We start from the raw sequence: 18,158 nt of genomic DNA on the forward strand, positions 1-18,158 counted from the left end.
AAGCCGGTGTCGAGGCGGTCCAAGCCGTGCAGCGGGTGGTCCGCGAACGATTCACACCATCGCTTCATCGGCGGCAAGGGCGTGCACGACGGACTCATCCCAGAGCTCGCGTGGGGTGCGCGCCAGATCGTACGCGGCGGCGCGGTCCGCGAAGACGGTGGCATTGGGATGCGTCCGCAGCATCGACGCGGGACAGTCAACGCTGACCTCCCCGACGATCATGTCGCGCAGAGCTTGCGCTTTCGACTCGCCGGTGATGACGGCCACGATGTGACGGGCGGAGCAGATAGTCGCGAGGCCCTGCGTGATAGCCCGGGTCGGCACCTCGGCCGCGGAAGCGAAGAATCGGCTGTTCGCGGCGATCGTGCTCGATTCGAGCTCGACAACACGAGTTCGTGAGTCAGCAGATGAACCCGGTTCGTTGAAGCCGAGATGGCCGTTGACACCGACACCGACGATCTGGACGTCGACGCCGCCTACCGCCTCGATCGACCGTTCGTACTCCACGGCTGCGGCATCAGCGTCCTCCGGCACTCCCGGCGGCACCATGACGTTGGCGGGATCGAGCCCGAGCGGCCCGACCACCTCGCGGTCGATCGTTGCGTGATAGCTGCGGGGATCGTCCGCGCGAACCCCGAGATACTCGTCGAGCGCACACACACGCAGGTCTGAGAAACTTCCATTGCTGGCCAGTTCGGTGAGCGCACGGTAAAGCGGCGCAGGCGAGGACCCCGTCGCGACGCCCAAGACGCGCGCTCCGACAGTCAGCGCCTGAAGCGCTGACGCGACCTCGCGGGCGGCCGCGGCACCGACCTCGACCTCGTCGTCGAGAACAACCAGCCTCATCGCGTGAGGACCGCCGCGACCTCGGGGATCGCGTCGATGTAGCCGTCGACGAGCGAGCGCGCCACGGTGACGCTGTCGACAAGCGGGTGAAGCGCGAATGCGGTGACCGCCTGTTCGCGTGAGCCGGAGGTCGCGGCCGCGATGATTCCTCGTTCGACCTGCTTGATCTGTGACATCAGCCCGAGCTGGTGGAGGGTAGGCGCCGTGACGGACAGCGGGTGCACGCCGTTGGCGTCGACCATCGCTGGAATCTCTACGACCGCGTCGTCCGGAAGGCCCGAGATCGCGCCGCGGTTGCGGACATTGAGGATCATCGTGTGCCGTTCGTTTCGGGCTATCGCGTTCATGACGGCCAATGCCACGCCGGCATAGCCCTGATGCGAGGGGTCGGGTTCGTATTGCTTATGCGCGACAGGTGAGTCCTGAGTTCCCCCGGTCGCCTCGGCCATGTAGCTTGCACTGCGTCGGTCGACCGTGGACCACCACAGATCCGAACGACCTGCCGACATCTCGCCGACGCGATCGTAGAACTCGGTCTGGGTCGCAGCGAGGAAATCACCGCGCGTCTTCCCCGACTGAGCGATCGCCCGAACCGCGTCGCGGTTGTAGTAGTAGTAGTACAGGTACTCATTGGGGATGAGCCCGAGTGCACGGATCCACTCCGCGCCGAAGATCTGGCCCTCCTCGAGCCCTGCCAAGAGCACGTCGTTCGCGATCAGCTCAGGGAGCCGGTCGACGCCGTCGAAGATCAGGCCGCGCATCCAACCCAGGTGGTTGAGCCCGATGTAGTCGATCTCGACCCGGTTATGGTCAAGACCGAGAAGACTCGCCGCGCGCCGTCCAAGCCCAGACGGCGTATCGCAGATGCCCAGTACCCGGTCCCCGAGCACGCCCTGCATGGCTTCCGTGATGATGCCGGCGGGATTCGAGAAGTTGAGAACGTATGCGGACGGCGCGACATCTTTGACGCGCTGCGCGATGTCCAGCATCACGGGGAGTGTGCGGAGCGCATATGCGAGCCCACCGGGCCCGGTGGTCTCTTGTCCGAGGACGCCCAGGTCGAGCGCCACATGCTCGTCGCAGCGTCGCCCCTCCAGGCCGCCGACACGAATCGCCGAGAAGATGAAATCGCTTGCTTCGAGCGCGGCAGTGAGCTCAGTCGTCGCGGTCACCGTCGGTGCGTTCGCGACACCCTCGGCGAACTCCTCGAGGATGCGCACCATCGCGATGAGCCGCTCTTCATCGACGTCGTAGAGGACGACATGTTCCACCCGGGGCGTGCCGAGGTCATGCAGGAGCGCCTGATAGATGTAGGGCGTGCGGAACCCGCCTCCGCCCAGGATGCACAACTTCATGCGATGACTACCTCTCCGCCGGAATTCCGGCACATCTCGATGAGTTCCTCAGGTGCCCCCGCCGTCGTGATCATGACGTCGATGTCGGTGATCGAGCACAGGCGAAGAGCACCTGTTCCCGGGAACTTCTTCTCACTTGCGAGCAGAACGACTCTGTCGCTCGCAGCGATCATGGACTGCTTGATCGGCGCCTCCACCGCCATGTTGTCCACAACGTGTCCGCTGGAGCGCACGCCCGTACAGCTGAGAAAGAGGACGTCCGCGCTCACCTGCGTGAGCGCGAGTTCAGTGAGCGATCCGACGAGAGTGCGGTAATTGCGTCGCACGACCCCCCCGAGCAGAAGGAGCCGGACCGCGTCATCGTCACGCAACTCATCGAAGACGGCAAGGCTCGACGTAATGACCGTGACGTCACGCCCTCGCAGGCGTCGCGCGATCAGCGGGGTCGTGGTACCGATGTCGAGAAGGACGACCTGACCGTCCGATACCAGGCCGGCCGCCGCATCGGCGATCGCCTCTTTCAGGTGTACGTCAGCTTCCGCCGCGTAATGTCCCTCATCGAGTGACTCACCGTCTTCGACCGTTGCCCGCGGGCGCACGACGGCACCGCCGTAGGTTCGCGTCAGCTCCCCATTCTTGTCCAGGATCTCCAGATCGCGGCGGATGGTGGATTCGCTGACATTCAGAATCTGCGCGAGGTCTCTCACAGAGGCGGCGCCGTCTGCCTGCAGTGCGGACAGGATGCTGTCCTGGCGTTGACGTAGAAGCATGCACCCAGCGTAACTCAAAGTCGCGCAAACTACGTCACCTTTCTCCAATCCTTCTCAAACACTTGTTTACAGATCTCCAACTTGCGCGACATCGATGCGCGACTTATGCTCACTCTTGCTCAAGTTCGCGCTCTGTTGCGCGACCTGCGACGAAGCCGATCATCATCGATCACGAAGGAGTGCAGTGTTGACAATCCCGCACAGCCCCGTGGGCTCCTTCGTGTTCGCCGGGGACACCTACTGCGACCTGGTGTTCAGCGGAGCCGAACTACCCGGCGTGGGCGAAGAGTCCTGGGCGTCGGGCTTCCGCATCGCGCCGGGCGGCGTCGCCACGCGGGCCGTGGCATCGGCGCGCACCGGAGGCTCGGCCGTGCTGTTCAGCCGGCTGGGAGATGATCCGCTCGGTGCATACACCCACCGGGTGCTGCAGGACGAGCCGCGACTGGACACATCCTCCGTCGTTGTGGTGCGGGGTGCCCAGTCACCGGTCAGCGTCGCGGTGAGCGGCGCCCACGACCGGTCATTCATCACCTACGAGGAGCGACTTCCCGACCTTCCTGTCCCCTCCGCGCAGACGCGCTACGCAGCTGTTCAGGTCAGCCTGAGCGAAGCTGGCGTGCCCACATGGGTCGCGGACCAGCGCGCTGCAGGCGCACGGGTGTACGGCGGTGTCGGCTGGGACGGCACGGGCAAGTGGGACCTCGACCTGAGTGCACTGCTCACCGACGTGGACGTCTTCATCCCGAACGAACTCGAAGCGGCCAGGTACTCGCGCCTGCACGATCCCCGCGCCGCCGTCAAATGGCTGGCGAACTTCGTCCCACTCGCGATCGTCACCATGGGCAAGAGAGGAGTCGTTGCAGTGGACTCTGCTAACGACGTCTTCGTCGAGTTGCCGGCCGCGGTCGTCGAGTCACGCGACCCCACCGGGGCGGGAGACGTCTTCACGGGCGCCCTCGTCACGGCGGCCAGCTGGAACATCGATCTGCGCACCCAGCTTCTCATCGCATCGCTCGCCGCATCCATCTCGGTGACGCGACTCGGCGGAGCGACGAGCGCGCCCACGTGGACAGAGATCGTCGAGTTCGCGCACCGCATCGGCGCGGATGAGCTCTCCTCGATCGATCCCGTACTCATCTGATTCCCCTCACCACTATCCACCCAACGAAGGGACCCCAATGAACAAGAAGCGACTCGTGTCCGCATTCGCGGCAGGTCTCGTGCTTATCGCTGGCCTTACGGCCTGTTCCGGCAACAGCGCCGCCCCGACGAAGTCGTCGAGCGCCGCGGCCGCCAGCGGCAACCTGGTCATCTACACAGGAAGCGGGCCGGAGGTGACAACTCCGCTCCTCGCGGCCTTCGCGAAGCAGTACCCCGACATCCACGTGCAGATCGTGAACGCCGGGTCCGGCGAGCTGCTCGCACGCATCACGGCCGAAGCCAACAACCCCGGCGGAGACATCTTCCTCGGCGCCTCGCCCGCCTCGTTCTCCTCTGCACCGCAGCTGTTCCAGGCGTATAAGTCCAAGGGCGACGCCGGCGAGGTGCAGCAAGACCCGCAGAACCTGTGGCACGGCTGGGACATCATGCCGCAGGCCATCCTGGTGAACACGCAGCTCCTCCCGGACAAGTCCTCCTGGCCCAAGACACTGGCCGATCTGACGAGCTCCAAGTGGTCAGGAGGCAAGATCGCGTTCGCGGACCCGACGAAGTCGGGCACGGGCCAGTCGATCGTCCGCGGCATGGTCGCCGCGCACGGTTGGAACTACATCAGCGACCTCGCCCCCAACCTGACAGTTCTCCCCGGTTCGGACGCCATGTTCGACGCGGTCAAGGGCGGCACCCAGCCCGTCGGATTCATCAACGAGGATCTGGGCACGAAGTGGGAGCAGGCAGGCGTCCCGGTCAAGATGATCTTCCCCAAGGACGGGACCACCAACGCCCTCGACGCCTTCGGAATCATCAAGGGATCAAAGGACCTCGCAAACGCAAAGCACTTCGTGGACTTCCTCACCTCCAAGTCGGGCGGGGAGGTCACCGTGAACAAGATCCTCCGTCGTTCCACGCTCAACGGTTCGCCGACGCCGGCCGGACTCGCCAAGATCTCGACCTTCAAGCTCATCGACACCAGCAAGATCGCGACCGAGGACGTCGCCACCAAGTTCACTGACACGGTGGCCGAGGCGCGCAAGTGACGATCCAGACCCTCGAGGTCGACACCCGGATGGGGCAGCCAGCGGCTGCCCCATCCGGGGTGCCCCGCGCAACCCCGCCTCGAAAGTCGCCCATCAAGGACGCGGTCACCCGCAGCCCCTGGCTCATCTTCGCCCTCCTGTGCATGGTCATCGGGGTGATCTTCATCATCGTCCCGCAGGTCAACACCGTGGCGACCGCATTCCGCACCCCGACGGGCTGGGGACTTGACGCGATCATCGAGTTCTTCTCGTCCTCCCGCTACACGTCGGCGATCTGGAACAGCCTGCTCGTCGTGTTCTCCACGAGCGCGATCGCAACTCTGCTCGCCGTTCCGCTCGCGTTCCTCTTCGCGCGCTACGACTTCAACGGCAAGACCGTTGCCCTCACCCTTGTCACACTCGCCACCGCCTCGCCGCCGTTCCTCGGTGCATACGCGTGGCTGATACTTCTCGGCCGTTTCGGGGTCGTCCACAACGTCGTGATGAGCCTGTTCCACGTCGACCTCGATCTGCAGATCGTGGGACCGGTCGGCGTCATCTGGGTGGTCACCTGGCTCGTCTTCCCGCTTGTCTTCCTCCTCTCGTTCGAAGGATTCTCAAACCAAGACCCGAGCCTGGTCGACGCCGCACGCTCGGCAGGCTCGCACCGCATCCGCACCCTTCTCAAGGTCGAGATCCCCCTTGCCGTCCCCGGCATCATCACGGGCATCTTCATGGCCATGCTCGCCGCCTTCTCGGACTTCGGCACGCCCGCCGTCATCGGCGGAGAGTTCCCAGTAATGCCGACCCTGGTATACGGCGAGTACGTCAGTGAGGTGGGCGGGAACCTCTCCCTCGCGTCCACGGCCGGCCTCGTGATGATCCTGATGTCCTCGGTCGCGCTCACCGTGCAGCGCATCATCCTGGCCAAGCGGGCCTTCGCCACACTCGGCGCCAAGCGTGCACGAACCAATCGGGCCGGCCGTCTCGCGCGTTTCTGGATCGCGTTCTACACGACGGTGGTGCTCATGGCAGCGTTCGCACCACACATCACACTCATCGTCGTGTCGTTCATGAAGTGGAACTACGGCATCCTGTCGAACCAGTTCACGCTGGAGAACTACAGCAGCCTGTTCACCGACCACCTGGCACCGATCGGCGTGAGCTTCATGGTTGGCGGGATCGCGACCGTCCTGTGCTCAATCTTCGGCGTGGGGATCTCTTACCTCCTCGTCCGCAAACGGTGGAAGGTCGTGTCGCCCTTCCTGAACATGACGACGACACTCCCGTACATTATTCCGGGGACGGTCCTCGCGCTCGGTTATGTCGTGGTGTTCAACAACCCGCCACTGATCCTCACCGGCACATGGATGATCCTGGTCATCGTCTCGTTCGTGCGTAAACTCCCGTTCGCGATCAAGAGCGCGGAAGCGTCGCTCTCGCAGGTCCATCCCGCTGTCGAGGAGGCGGCCCTCATGGCGGGCGCCGGACCAGGCCGCGCCTTCCTCACGACCACCATGCGGCTGATGATCGGCGGAGTCCTGACGGGCGCCTCGCTGGCCTTCCTGCAGATGATGACCGAGCTGAGCTCGAGCCTCATTCTCTATCGTCCGCCATGGGAGACGATGACCGTCGCCATCTATCGCAACACCCTGTCCAGTGGGGCCGACTTCGGCCTGTCCGCGGCCATGGGCGTCGTGTTGCTCGTCAGCGTGAACGTCATCCTTCTGGCCGTCAACCTGACCACTCGTAAGAACATCCGGCTGTGACCAAGAGCGAAGGAGCACCCACAGTGAGCGCTGACATCACCATCCGCGATCTCGTTAAGTCATTCGGCGGAAGCCCTGTCCTGCGCGGCATCGACCTCACGATCGAGGACGGCGAGTTCTTCACGCTGCTCGGGCCGTCCGGCTGCGGCAAGACCACCATGCTGCGGTGCATCTCTGGATTCGAGCGCGCAGACAGCGGGCAGATCCTGATCGGAGACGAAGACGTCACGAAGGTCGACGTATGGAAACGGAACATCGGCTTCGTCTTCCAGAACTACGCGCTCTGGCCGCACATGACCGTTGCAGACAATGTGGCCTTCGGTCTGAAGACCCGCAAAGTCGGCAAGGACGAACGGGCTCAGCGTGTGGCGGATGCGCTGGCGATGATCGACATGAGCCACGTCGCGAACCGCTACCCGGGTGAGCTCAGCGGCGGCCAGCAGCAGCGCGTGGCGATCGCCCGCGCGCTCGTCTTCCGACCACGCGTCCTCCTCTTCGATGAGCCGCTCAGCAACCTCGACGCTCAGCTCCGCGTCAAGATGCGCCGCGAGATCAAAGACATCCAGCGCAGCCTGAACATCACGTCGATCTACGTGACCCACGATCAGGAGGAGGCTCTGGAACTCTCCGACCGCATCGCTGTCATGTCCGGGGGCGAGGTCCTCCAGGTCGACACCCCGGCGGGTGTGTACCGGGATCCGCACAACGAAACGGTCGCGCGATTCGTCGGACGCAACAACCGGATGACCGGTGTCGTCGAGAACGGCATCTTCAACACCGCAGACCGGGACCTCCGACTGGACGCTGCTGGCCGCGAGGATGGACCGGCTGTGCTCTGCTTCCGCCCCGAAGACGTCCGCGTCTCTGAGAGGGCAACCGCAGGCTCCCATCGCGCGACGATCGTCTCCAGCGGTTTCCGTGGCAGCTATTCGCTCGGCGAACTTCAGCTGCCCGGCGGTAAGACGTTCCTGGCCGACCTGCCGCCGCTCGCTGCGAGCGGTCACGTCACGGACTTCACCGTCGCCCGGTACCACCTGTTCGATGCCAAGGACGCCGCATGAAACTGGCAGGGCTCGGAATCAGCACAAATGCCGACATGATCAACGGTGATGACGAAATCCTCGGGCGTCATCTCGGAGAGATCGCGGATGCCGGCTGCAGTCACGCTGAGCTGATCCTCCACGGACTGGACGTCGTGGTCGGAGGGCGGCTTCAGCCAAGCCGAGTCCGCCGCGTTCACGACGTCCTGCGCCGCAGCGGACTGAGATTCTCGATCCATCTCCCCTACACCCTCAACTTGATGGACCCGAAGTACGGGGAACCGTTCACGCGGATCTTCGAAGCCGGCCTCGACTTCGCTGACACGATCGGTGCCGAGGTCGTGGTTTATCACAGTTCCTGGCGACAGCCGGAATCAGCCCATCGCACGATCAACGATCGCGATGCGCAGGAACTGCTGCTCCGCGACCGTGACACACTCAGAACACTCGGCGAACGCGCGGCTCGAAGCGGTGTCGATATCGGTGTAGAGAACAATGCTTGGACTGACCCGAGCGCCATCACCTACGGACTCCGCCCCGCTGACATCGTCGACCACGTGCGGCAGATCGAGTTGGACAACGTGGGGATCACGCTCGACTTCGGGCATCTGCACCTCACGTCGGAGGCCTACGGGTGGGACTTCGCCGACGAATGTCGCACCGTCCTCCCCTACCTGAAGCACGTTCACGCGCACGACAACTTCGCCGTGCTGGAGCAGACCGGGATATACAATCGCGACTTTCCGCTCGGACTCGGCGATCTCCACCTCCCGATGGGATGGGGCAGCATCGCCTGGCCCGAGATCCTCCCTCTCTTCGCCGACTATGACGGCATTTGGATGATGGAGATCGAGTACCGCCTCGCTTCCTTGTTCCCGGAGATCGCACAGGCCGCAAGAGGGCTTCTCAATCTCCACCAGGATGGCGCTGGGATTGTCCGGTAGCGTCAAGGCGCCGTGAACGTATGGTCTTCGCGAGCAGTTGCGCCTTGAGGCCAGGGATCGGCTCAGCGACATCGCGTGGCATCAGCGGCCGCTTACTCAGAGCCGTTTCAGTCGGCTTCGCGCGTGTGGACACGGCAATTTCCTGCTGAAGTCAAGAGCCGGCAGGGCGTAGAAGTAGGGCGTCCCGCCAAGTCATAGCCCGCCCTCGCGGGCGCGCCGTTGCACGACTCGAGCCGATCCCGTTTGCCCACTGGATTGCTCACGAACGGCGCGGATCCACGGATGTGCAGTGTGATGACGCAAGACATCGGTGACACTTCGTCTGTCAGGAGATCGGTGACAGTCGCGAGTGTCTGACGCGGTCCGCGGCCGTTGCCATTGCCGACGTACTTCGTGCCCGCGGGGGCCAGAGCTTCTCGCTGATGAGGGGGCCGCGGATCGAGGGTTGTCTCTCAAATCAGCCTCTCGGGCGCCGCGGCTGAGCGACAGGTCGCGGTGATCCACTGCGGCAGTTCACGTATCCTCATCGCGCACGTGACCGCAGGGGGTCCTGCGGCGGAGCAGCCCGATAATCGACTTCCCGTCTCCAAGTCAGCCGGCACGTGCGGCTGAGGACCCCTAGCGCGCGGCCTTGGGGGCTCGGGCGTCCCGTAGCATCCCGGCGACGACGAGTGCGATGGCGCCGACGATGACGAGGAGCCACAGCCCGAGCGCGTAGGAGTTCGTTTGCGGGTTGTAGGTGAGACCCATCACGAGCGGAGGGAAGTAGCCGCCGAGCCCACCGGCCGCGGCGACGACGCCGGTGACGGCGCCGACCTTGTCGGACGGGGTCGACGGGCCGACCCATGCGAACACGGCGCCCATGCCGAGACCCATGGCCGCGGCCATCAGAAGGAACGTCGTGCCGGTGACGATTCCTTCTGGTGGTTGCTGCCCGACGACGTAGGCGAGTGAGACGATGCCGGCGAGTGAGACGAGGGAGATGACCTTGGGGCCGAGCCAGTCTGCGAGCACGCCTCCGATCGGGCGCGCGATGACGGCGGCCGCAGCGAACAGCGCGGTGCGGGTGCCGGCGCCGACCGGGTCGACTTCGTTCGGGTAGATCGTCGTGAGGTATTTCGGCAGGAAGGTCGAGAAGGCGACGAAGCCTCCGAAGACGATGCCGTAGAGGAATGCCATCTCCCACGTGACCGGCAGCTTCAGGGCGCCGCGGACTTTCGGCACGAGTGGCTCGTGGCTCGATCGCCAGGCGGGTGAGTCTTTCATGAGGAACCACACCAGCACCGCCATGGCGATCATGACCCCGGCGACCAGGAGATGCGTCGGGACGTATCCGATGCTGATGACGAGCCGAGGGGTGGCGAAGGCCGACACCGCGGTGCCGATCATCCCCATGCCGAACACTCCGTTCGCGAAGCCTCGTCGGGCGGGCGGGAACCAGGCGCTGGAGAACGGGATGCCGGCCGCGAAGATGGTGCCGGCGATGCCGAGCAGGAAGCCGCCGACGAGCAGCAGCGGGAAGCTGCGGATGATCCCGGCGAACATCACGATCAACACAGCCGGCACGGCCGCGAGCAGCACGCCCGCGAACATCTTGCGACCGCCGAAGCGGTCGGTGTACGCGCCGACCAGGATGCGTCCGAGGGCGCCCACGAGCACGGGCGTTGCGAGCATGAGGGAGATCTGTCCCTCGTTGAGTCCCATCTCGGTGGCGTAGGTCTTCTGCAGCGGCGCGATCAGCATCCACGCCCAGAACCCGACCGTCGACGCGAACGTCGCCAATATCACCTGCGCGAGTCCGCCCCGGAGCGAACCCGCATCCGTCGTCGGTTCCGCCCGGCCCGCCTGATCCGCCTGATTCATCGTGTGCATGGCTCGTCCCGTCTTCGAGCAACCGCCTGTCGACCATGACGCTAGCGGACAGTAGGTACCGAGCGGCAGGCATTTTCGCCGAATTCGTCCGGGGCTCCTGACAGATGAATACTCACGGTGGATACTGGCGCGAGGACGGCGTGACATCACGAGGCTGTGATCAGGCGAATCGAAGGACCGCACATGACACCGCGCGACAGCGATATCCATCCCTCCACCGACGGCGCTTTGGCCGACGCGCTGGTCTCGATGCGCCGGTTCCTGCGGCCGCGCGAGGTCTCCCCAGATCTGCGGACGTTGTTCCTCGAGGGCGGACGGTCTGGGGACGTGTTCTACCGCGACCGCTGGTCGCACGACAAGGTCGTGCGCTCGACGCACGGGGTGAACTGCACGGGCTCCTGCTCGTGGAAGGTGTACGTCAAGGACGGCATCATCACGTGGGAGGTGCAGCAGACCGACTACCCCTCCGTCGGGCCCGATTCGCCCGAATACGAACCGCGCGGCTGCCCGCGAGGTGCGGCCTTCAGCTGGTACACGTACTCGCCGACCCGCGTGCGCTACCCCTACATCAGAGGAACGCTGCTCGAGTCGTACCGGCGCGCGAAGCAGGAGCATCCCGACCCCGTCGACGCGTGGGGCTCGCTCATGGCCGACCCCGAGGCCTCGGTCGCGTACCGACGGCAGCGCGGCAAGGGCGGGCTCGTGCGCGCGACGTGGGACGAGGCGATCGAGATCGCTGCCGCCGCGCATGTCCACACCGTGAAGTACTACGGACCGGACCGGATCGCCGGGTTCTCACCCATCCCCGCCATGTCGATGGTCTCGCACGGCGCCGGCGCGCGGTTCATGAGCCTGCTCGGCGGCGTGATGCTGTCGTTCTACGACTGGTACGCGGACCTTCCAGTCGCGAGCCCGCAGGTGTTCGGCGACCAGACCGACGTGCCCGAGTCCGCGGACTGGTGGAACGCAAGCTACCTGATGATGTGGGGCTCGAATGTGCCGGTGACGCGCACGCCGGACGCGCACTTCATGGCCGAGGCGCGCTATCGCGGCACGAAGGTCGTCACCGTCTCACCGGACTACACCGACAACACGAAGTTCGCGGACGAGTGGGTGGCCCCGCATCCCGGTACCGACGGCGCCCTCGCGTTCGCGATGGGGCATGTCATCCTCACCGAGCACTTGGTGCGCCGCCGCACACCGCGCTTCGAGGACTACCTGCGCCGCTATACCGACTCTCCCTACCTCGTGACGCTCGAGGATCGCGAGGGCGTCCTCGTGCCGGGCAAGTTCGTGACCGCGAGCGACCTGGGCGGCGCGGCGGCGGCAGAGACGCATGCGGACTTCAAGCCGGTGCTACTGGATGCCGACGGCACGCCGCTCGTGCCGGGCGGCAGCCTCGGCCACCGCTTCTCGCCGGAGGACGAGGGTCGATGGAACCTCGATCTCGGCGGCGCCGTGCCCCCGCTCTCAATCGCCGACGTGCCCGGGTGGAGCGGCGCCTCAGCCGCGATCTCGCTGCCGAGGTTCGACGTTACGCCCGAACCCGGGCACGAGCACGAGGGCGGCTCGGGCGTCGTCGTGCGCGGGGTGCCGACGATGGCCGTCGGGGGACGCATCGTGACGACGGTGTTCGACCTGCTGCTCGCCCAGTACGGCGTCGCCCGCGAGGGGCTGCCGGGCGAGTGGCCGGTGGGCTACCAGGATGCGTCGACCCCGGGAACGCCCGCGTGGCAGGAGGAGATCACCTCCGTGCCGGCCGCGCAAGCGACGCGGATCGCGCGCGAGTTCGCGGACAATGCGGAGCGCAGCGGCGGCCGGTCGATGATCATCATGGGCGCGGGCACGAACCACTGGTTCCACTCCGACACGATCTACCGCACGTTCCTCGCGCTCACCACGATGACGGGATGCCAGGGTGTCAACGGTGGTGGCTGGGCGCACTACGTCGGCCAAGAGAAGGTGCGGCCGCTGACCGGCTATTCGCAGTACTCGACGGCGGCTGACTGGAGCCGCCCGGGGCGGCAGATGATCGGCACGGCGTTCTGGTACCTCGCCACGGACCAGTGGCGTTACGACGGCCTGCCCGCGGATCAGCTCGCCTCGCCTCTCGCACGCGGCCGGTTCGCGGACCGGACGACTGCGGACTGCCTGGTCGAGTCCGCGAAGCGCGGATGGATGCCGAGCTACCCGACCTTCGACCGCAATCCGCTCGATCTGTGCGACGAGGCCGACGCGGCCGGCAAGGAGCCGGCGCAGTACGTCGTCGACGCGCTCGCCGACGGATCGCTGCACTACGCGGCCGAGGACCCCGACGCCCCAGAGAACTTCCCCCGGATCGTCACGGTGTGGCGCGCGAACATCCTCGGCTCGTCGGGCAAGGGCAACGAGTACTTCCTGAAGCACCTGCTCGGCACGGACGCCGCGATCCGCGCACCCGAGACGCGCCCGTCGGCACGGCCGAAGACCCTCCGCTGGCGCGACGACGCCCCGAACGGCAAGCTCGACCTGCTCCTCACCGCCGACTTCCGGATGACGAGCACCACGCTGTTCAGCGACATCGTGCTGCCCGCCGCCACCTGGTATGAGAAGCACGACCTGTCGTCGACGGACATGCATCCGTTCATCCACGCATTCACGCCCGCGATCGACACCCCTTGGCAGACGCGCACCGACTTCGACATGTTCGGCCTGCTCGCCCAGCGCTTCAGCGAGTTCGCCCGCATCCATCTCGGCGTGCGGCGCGATCTCGTCGCAGCTCCCCTCCTGCATGACACCCCGGATGCGATGGCCACCCCGCACGGGCGGGTCGTCGACGGCGCGCCCGCGGTCCCGGGCGTGACGATGCCGAAGCTCATCGTCGTCGAGCGCGACTACCCTGCGCTCGTCGACAAATGGCGCTCTCTCGGCCCGCTCACGGAGAAGCTCGGGCTCACGACGAAGGGCGTGACGTTCCACGCCGAACCCGAACTGAAGCTCCTCGGCCGGGTGAACGGCGTCTTCCCGGACGACCCACGGGCGGGCGTCGCGGCCGGGCGCGTGCGGCTCGACAGCGACGAGCGCGCGTGCGAGCTGATCCTCGCCCTGTCCGGCACGAGCAACGGCCGGCTCGCGGTCCAAGGCTTCCGTGAGCTCGAACAGAAGACGGGCCAGGAGCTCGCCTATCTCGCCGAGGAGCACGAGGGCACGCGCCTGACCTTCCACGACGTGCAGGTGCAGCCGCGGAGCGTCATCACCTCGCCCGAATGGTCGGGCTCCGAGCACGGCGGCCGGCGTTACACCGCGTTCGCCGTCAACGTGGAGAACCTGAAGCCGTGGCACACGCTCACGGGGCGTCAGCACTTCTACCTCGACCACGACTGGATGGAGGAGCTCGGCGAGAATCTGCCGATCTACCGCCCGCCGCTCGATCTGCACCGACTGTTCGCCGACCCGGTTCCGGGCGACACGCGCCGCATCGCCGGCCCCGGCTCCCCGGGACAGACAGAGGTCGCAGTGCGCTATCTCACGCCGCACTCGAAGTGGTCGATCCACTCCGAGTACCAGGACAACCTCTTCATGCTGTCGCTCTCGCGCGGCGGCCCGACGATCTGGATGAGCCCGCAGGACGCGGGCAAGATCGGGGTCGTCGACAACGAGTGGATCGAGGCGTACAACCGCAACGGCGTCGTGGTCGCCCGCGCGATCGTGTCCCATCGGATGCCCGAGGGCACGGTCTACATGTACCACGCGAAGGACCGCACGATCGACGTGCCGATCACCGAGACGAGCGGCATGCGCGGCGGCATCCACAATTCGCTCACCCGCATCCTGCTCAAGCCCAGCCATCTGATCGGCGGGTATGCCCAGCTCTCGTTCGCGTTCAACTATCTCGGCCCCACCGGAAACCAGCGCGACGAGATCACCACCATCCGCCGCCGCAGCCAGGAGGTGCAGTACCGATGAAGGTCATGGCGCAGATGTCGATGGTCATGAATCTCGACAAGTGCATCGGATGCCACACCTGCAGCGTCACGTGCAAGCAGGCGTGGACGAATCGCACGGGCATGGAATACGTGTGGTTCAACAACGTCGAGACCCGGCCCGGGCAGGGCTATCCGCGCGCGTATGAGGACCAGGAGCGATGGCAAGGCGGCTGGGTGCGGAAGAAGAACGGCCGCCTCAAGCTCCGCGCCGGCGGCCGGCTCAACAAGCTCGCGAACATCTTCTCCAACCCGAAGCTGCCCGAGATCCAGGACTACTACGAGCCCTGGACGTACGACTACGACATGCTGCTGAACGCGCCCGAGAGCACGCAGATCCCGGTCGCACGCCCGAAGAGCCTCCTCACCGGCGAGGACATGAAGATCACCTGGTCGGCCAACTGGGACGACGACCTCGGCGGATCGGCCGCGACGATGGAGAAGGACCCGATCCTGCAGAAGATGAGCGAGCACGTGCAGGCCGACTTCGAGCAGGCCTTCATGTTCTACCTGCCCCGGATCTGCGAGCACTGCCTCAACCCGTCGTGCGTCGCATCCTGCCCGTCCGGCGCGATGTACAAGCGCGCCGAGGACGGCATCGTGCTCGTCGACCAGGACCGCTGCCGCGGCTGGCGCATGTGCGTGTCGGGCTGCCCTTACAAGAAGGTCTACTTCAACCACAAGACCGGCAAGGCCGAGAAGTGCACCCTGTGTTATCCGCGCATCGAGGTCGGGCTGCCGACGGTGTGCTCCGAGACGTGCGTCGGACGGCTGCGGTACCTCGGGCTCGTCCTGTACGACGTCGACCGTGTTGCGGAGGCGGCCGCAGTGGCGGACGAAAAGGACCTCCTCGACGCTCAGCGGAACGTACTCCTCGACCCGCACGACCCCGAGGTCATCGCCGCGGCGCGGCGCGACGGCATCCCCGAGGACTGGATCGAGGCCGCGCAACGCAGCCCGATCTGGCGACTCATCCACGACTACCGGATCGCACTCCCCCTCCACCCTGAGTACCGGACGATGCCGATGGTCTGGTACATCCCGCCGCTCTCACCCGTCGTCGACGTGGTCACCGGGTCGGGCAACGACGGCGAAGATGCACGCACGCTCTTCGCCGCGATCGACAAGCTGCGCATCCCGATCGGCTACCTCGCGGAGCTCTTCACGGCGGGCGACACGAAGCCCGTCGACAAGTCCCTCCGCACTCTCGCCGCGATGCGCTCGTACATGCGTGGCATCAACCTCGACGACGAGCGTGACGAGCGGATCCCGGCCGCGATCGGAATGACGGGCGCCGAGGTCGAGGAGATGTACCGTCTGCTCGCCATCGCGAAGTACGACGACCGCTACGTGATCCCCGCCGCGCACGCCGAGCAGGCTCAGCAGCTCGAGGAGCTCGCATGCTCGCTCGATTACGACGGCGGCCCCGGGATGTACGGCCCCGGCCGCTTCGGCACCTCCAGCGGCCAGCCGATGCCGGTCGCGGTCGAGAACTTCCACGCGTTGCAGACCCGGCAGACGGCTGACCGCCCGAGCACCGCGGGCCGCGTCAACCTCCTGAACTGGGATGGCAACGGCAGCCCCGACGGCCTGTTCCCGCCGCGGGGCGATTCCGGCGCGGAGGACGAGTCGTGATCGGCCGCGTCACGCCGCAGCGGATGATGCCCGATCCACTACCCTCTCTGTCACTGCGGCGCGAGCAGCGCGCGACCGCGCACATGGTCGCATCCCTCCTCCTCGACTACCCCGACGACGCCTGGTTCTCCCGCCTGCCGGTGCTGCGCGCACACGTCGCCACCCTCCCGCACCGCATGGCGCAGCTCTTCGACGGATTCATGGATGCAGCGGCCGCCACGGGCCCCCGAGCCTGGCAGGCGCAGTACGTCGCGACCTTCGATCTGAAGCGCAGGTGCAGCCTCTACCTGACCTACTACGCGACCGGCGACACGCGCCGCCGCGGCGCCGCGCTCGTCGCGTTCCTCGACGCGTACCGCGCCGCTGGCTGGGAGTTCGAGGCCGACGAGCTACCCGACTACCTCCCCGCCGTGCTCGAGCTGTCCGCCTCGTCCGACTCGCCGATCGCCGCGGGCATCCTCTCCGCCCACCGTGAGGGCGTCGAGGTGCTGCGCTACGCGCTCGAATCGCAGGACAGCCCCTGGAGCGCCGTCGTCCGTGCGGTCACGCTCTCGCTCCCGCCGATCGACGAGCGCACCCGCGAGCGTTACTTGCGCCTGATCAACGACGGCCCGCCCACCGAGACCGTCGGGATCGACACGCTGCCGCCATTCCCGGTGCGGCCCGAGATGGTTCGGGAGGGCTGATGGACACGCTGAGCCTCCTGCTGTGGGGCATCCTGCCCTACGTGGCGATGGTGATCTTCATCGCAGGCGCCGTGTGGCGGTACCGCTACGACCAATTCGGCTGGACCTCGCGCTCCAGCGAGACCTACGAGAACCGTCTGCTGCGGTGGGGCGGACCCCTGTTCCACTACGGCATCCTGCTCGTGCTCGCCGGGCACGTCGTCGGGCTCCTCGTCCCCATGGAGTGGATCGCCGCGATGGGCGTCCCGGAATGGCTTTACCACCTCGCCGCGGTGGGTCTCGGAACGATCGCCGCGATCATGACGATCGTCGGCCTCGGCATCCTGATCTATCGCCGCCGCACGGTCGGGCCGGTCTTCCTCGCGACGACCGTCATGGACAAGGTGATGTACGTCTTCCTCGGTGCAACGATCCTCTTCGGGGCTCTGGCGACAATGGCGACCCAGATCTTCGGGCCCGGCTACGAGTACCGCGAGACGGTGTCGCCGTGGGTGCGCAGCATCCTGCTGTTCCATCCCGAGCCGCAGCTCATGGTCGGCGTGCCCCTGCTGTTCCAACTGCACGCGGTCTCGGCGACGCTGCTGTTCATCCTCTGGCCGTTCACCCGGCTCATCCACGTGTTCTCGGCGCCGGTCTGGTATCTGTTCCGGCCGTATATCGTCTATCGCTCGCGCGACCGGCGCACCGGCACGCGCCCAGTTCGCCGCGGATGGCAGCCCGTGCAGGCTCCCGACCCGAAGCGGCTCCGCCGTCCCTGACCCTCCACGCGAGGACGTCGCCGTCGCGCCCGACATCGTGCTCGCAGATGGCCGGGTCTTGCGCGTCGGGTGGTCCACGGATCCTGAGGCGATCGGCAAGACGAGGAGCGACATCAGTGCCGGCGTCGGCTCAAACCTCCCCGACACGACATCGGAACCCGCGACAGATCGCAGCCCATCGGTGGCGGGGACGGTGGGACTTGAACTCTTCTGCAGAGCGGCGAGTTGGATAGCGCTCGCGGCCACTTCGTTGATTTCACGCGGGTTCGCCGGGCCTCCGGTTCACGTTGGATCAGGTTGGAGAGTGCTCAGCCGATCACATTTCGTTTCGTTCTTTCCCACCCAGT

The 18,158-nt window shown here is 66.1% G+C and carries 13 protein-coding genes; 9 read left to right on the forward strand and 4 right to left on the reverse strand.

Annotated elements, in window-relative coordinates:
* Positions 1 to 51: 51 nt before the first annotated feature.
* From SM116_RS18155 to SM116_RS18165, 3 genes are read right to left on the reverse strand one after another with little or no spacing between them, the layout of a single operon-like run.
* Positions 52 to 846 carry a glucosamine-6-phosphate deaminase gene (locus tag SM116_RS18155; protein WP_320942370.1) on the reverse strand — a complete coding sequence of 265 codons (795 nt, stop codon included), beginning with the start codon at positions 844 to 846 and terminating at the stop codon, positions 52 to 54.
* Positions 843 to 2,201, reverse strand: a complete 1,359-nt coding sequence (locus SM116_RS18160; RefSeq protein ID WP_320944210.1) for a 6-phospho-beta-glucosidase — start codon at positions 2,199 to 2,201, stop codon at positions 843 to 845. The genes SM116_RS18155 and SM116_RS18160 overlap by 4 nt, the downstream gene beginning before the upstream one ends.
* On the reverse strand, positions 2,198 to 2,971 hold the full coding sequence (locus SM116_RS18165) for a DeoR/GlpR family DNA-binding transcription regulator (protein ID WP_320942371.1): 774 nt from the start codon (positions 2,969 to 2,971) through the stop codon (positions 2,198 to 2,200). The genes SM116_RS18160 and SM116_RS18165 overlap by 4 nt, the downstream gene beginning before the upstream one ends.
* A 187-nt stretch (positions 2,972 to 3,158) precedes the next feature.
* Between SM116_RS18165 and SM116_RS18170 the strand changes: the two genes are divergently transcribed.
* Genes SM116_RS18170 through SM116_RS18190 form a run of 5 tightly spaced genes read left to right on the forward strand, consistent with a single transcriptional unit; the run spans position 3,159 to position 8,898 of the window.
* Positions 3,159 to 4,112: a carbohydrate kinase family protein gene (locus tag SM116_RS18170; protein WP_320942372.1), complete on the forward strand. Its 954-nt coding sequence runs from the start codon at positions 3,159 to 3,161 to the stop codon at positions 4,110 to 4,112.
* 37 nt (positions 4,113 to 4,149) lie between these two features.
* Positions 4,150 to 5,166 carry an extracellular solute-binding protein gene (locus tag SM116_RS18175; RefSeq protein ID WP_320942373.1) on the forward strand — a complete coding sequence of 339 codons (1,017 nt, stop codon included), beginning with the start codon at positions 4,150 to 4,152 and terminating at the stop codon, positions 5,164 to 5,166.
* Positions 5,163 to 6,914, forward strand: a complete 1,752-nt coding sequence (locus SM116_RS18180; protein ID WP_320942374.1) for an ABC transporter permease — start codon at positions 5,163 to 5,165, stop codon at positions 6,912 to 6,914. The genes SM116_RS18175 and SM116_RS18180 overlap by 4 nt, the downstream gene beginning before the upstream one ends.
* Positions 6,915 to 6,937: 23 nt before the next feature.
* Positions 6,938 to 7,975 carry an ABC transporter ATP-binding protein gene (locus tag SM116_RS18185; protein ID WP_320942375.1) on the forward strand — a complete coding sequence of 346 codons (1,038 nt, stop codon included), beginning with the start codon at positions 6,938 to 6,940 and terminating at the stop codon, positions 7,973 to 7,975.
* Positions 7,972 to 8,898 carry a sugar phosphate isomerase/epimerase family protein gene (locus SM116_RS18190; RefSeq protein WP_320942376.1) on the forward strand — a complete coding sequence of 309 codons (927 nt, stop codon included), beginning with the start codon at positions 7,972 to 7,974 and terminating at the stop codon, positions 8,896 to 8,898. The genes SM116_RS18185 and SM116_RS18190 overlap by 4 nt, the downstream gene beginning before the upstream one ends.
* A gap of 618 nt (positions 8,899 to 9,516) precedes the next feature.
* Here the strand turns inward: SM116_RS18190 and SM116_RS18195 are convergent.
* Positions 9,517 to 10,770, reverse strand: coding sequence for an MFS transporter (locus SM116_RS18195; RefSeq protein WP_320942377.1), 1,254 nt, complete (start codon positions 10,768 to 10,770; stop codon positions 9,517 to 9,519).
* A gap of 183 nt (positions 10,771 to 10,953) precedes the next feature.
* Here SM116_RS18195 and SM116_RS18200 point away from each other — a divergent pair, with 183 nt between their 5' ends.
* From SM116_RS18200 to narI, 4 genes are read left to right on the forward strand one after another with little or no spacing between them, the layout of a single operon-like run.
* Positions 10,954 to 14,715, forward strand: a complete 3,762-nt coding sequence (locus tag SM116_RS18200; RefSeq protein WP_320942378.1) for a nitrate reductase subunit alpha — start codon at positions 10,954 to 10,956, stop codon at positions 14,713 to 14,715.
* Positions 14,712 to 16,367: a nitrate reductase subunit beta gene (narH, locus tag SM116_RS18205; protein ID WP_320942379.1), complete on the forward strand. Its 1,656-nt coding sequence runs from the start codon at positions 14,712 to 14,714 to the stop codon at positions 16,365 to 16,367. The genes SM116_RS18200 and narH overlap by 4 nt, the downstream gene beginning before the upstream one ends.
* The gene (gene narJ, locus SM116_RS18210) at positions 16,364 to 17,053 is read left to right on the forward strand and encodes a nitrate reductase molybdenum cofactor assembly chaperone (RefSeq protein WP_320942380.1); all 690 of its coding nucleotides are present in this window, start codon (positions 16,364 to 16,366) and stop codon (positions 17,051 to 17,053) included. The genes narH and narJ overlap by 4 nt, the downstream gene beginning before the upstream one ends.
* Positions 17,053 to 17,811 (forward strand): respiratory nitrate reductase subunit gamma, encoded by a 759-nt coding sequence (gene narI / locus SM116_RS18215; RefSeq protein WP_320942381.1) that lies wholly within the window; start codon positions 17,053 to 17,055, stop codon positions 17,809 to 17,811. Before narJ ends, narI begins: the two co-directional genes overlap by 1 nt.
* Positions 17,812 to 18,158: the final 347 nt, after the last annotated feature.

It is taken from the genome of Microbacterium rhizosphaerae, from assembly GCF_034120055.1.
In the GTDB taxonomy this organism is placed as follows: Bacteria; Actinomycetota; Actinomycetes; order Actinomycetales; family Microbacteriaceae; genus Microbacterium; species Microbacterium rhizosphaerae.

Excerpts from the sequence above, each read along its gene's own strand:
- SM116_RS18175 (WP_320942373.1), top strand. The coding sequence starts at position 4,150 with ATGAACAAGAAGCGACTCGTGTCCGCATTCGCGGCAGGTCTCGTGCTT.
- SM116_RS18190 (WP_320942376.1), top strand. The coding sequence starts at position 7,972 with ATGAAACTGGCAGGGCTCGGAATCAGCACAAATGCCGACATGATCAAC.
- SM116_RS18160 (WP_320944210.1), bottom strand. The coding sequence starts at position 2,201 with ATGAAGTTGTGCATCCTGGGCGGAGGCGGGTTCCGCACGCCCTACATC.
- SM116_RS18155 (WP_320942370.1), bottom strand. The coding sequence starts at position 846 with ATGAGGCTGGTTGTTCTCGACGACGAGGTCGAGGTCGGTGCCGCGGCC.
- narI (WP_320942381.1), top strand. The coding sequence starts at position 17,053 with ATGGACACGCTGAGCCTCCTGCTGTGGGGCATCCTGCCCTACGTGGCG.
- narH (WP_320942379.1), top strand. The coding sequence starts at position 14,712 with ATGAAGGTCATGGCGCAGATGTCGATGGTCATGAATCTCGACAAGTGC.
- SM116_RS18200 (WP_320942378.1), top strand. The coding sequence starts at position 10,954 with ATGACACCGCGCGACAGCGATATCCATCCCTCCACCGACGGCGCTTTG.
- SM116_RS18165 (WP_320942371.1), bottom strand. The coding sequence starts at position 2,971 with ATGCTTCTACGTCAACGCCAGGACAGCATCCTGTCCGCACTGCAGGCA.
- SM116_RS18195 (WP_320942377.1), bottom strand. The coding sequence starts at position 10,770 with ATGCACACGATGAATCAGGCGGATCAGGCGGGCCGGGCGGAACCGACG.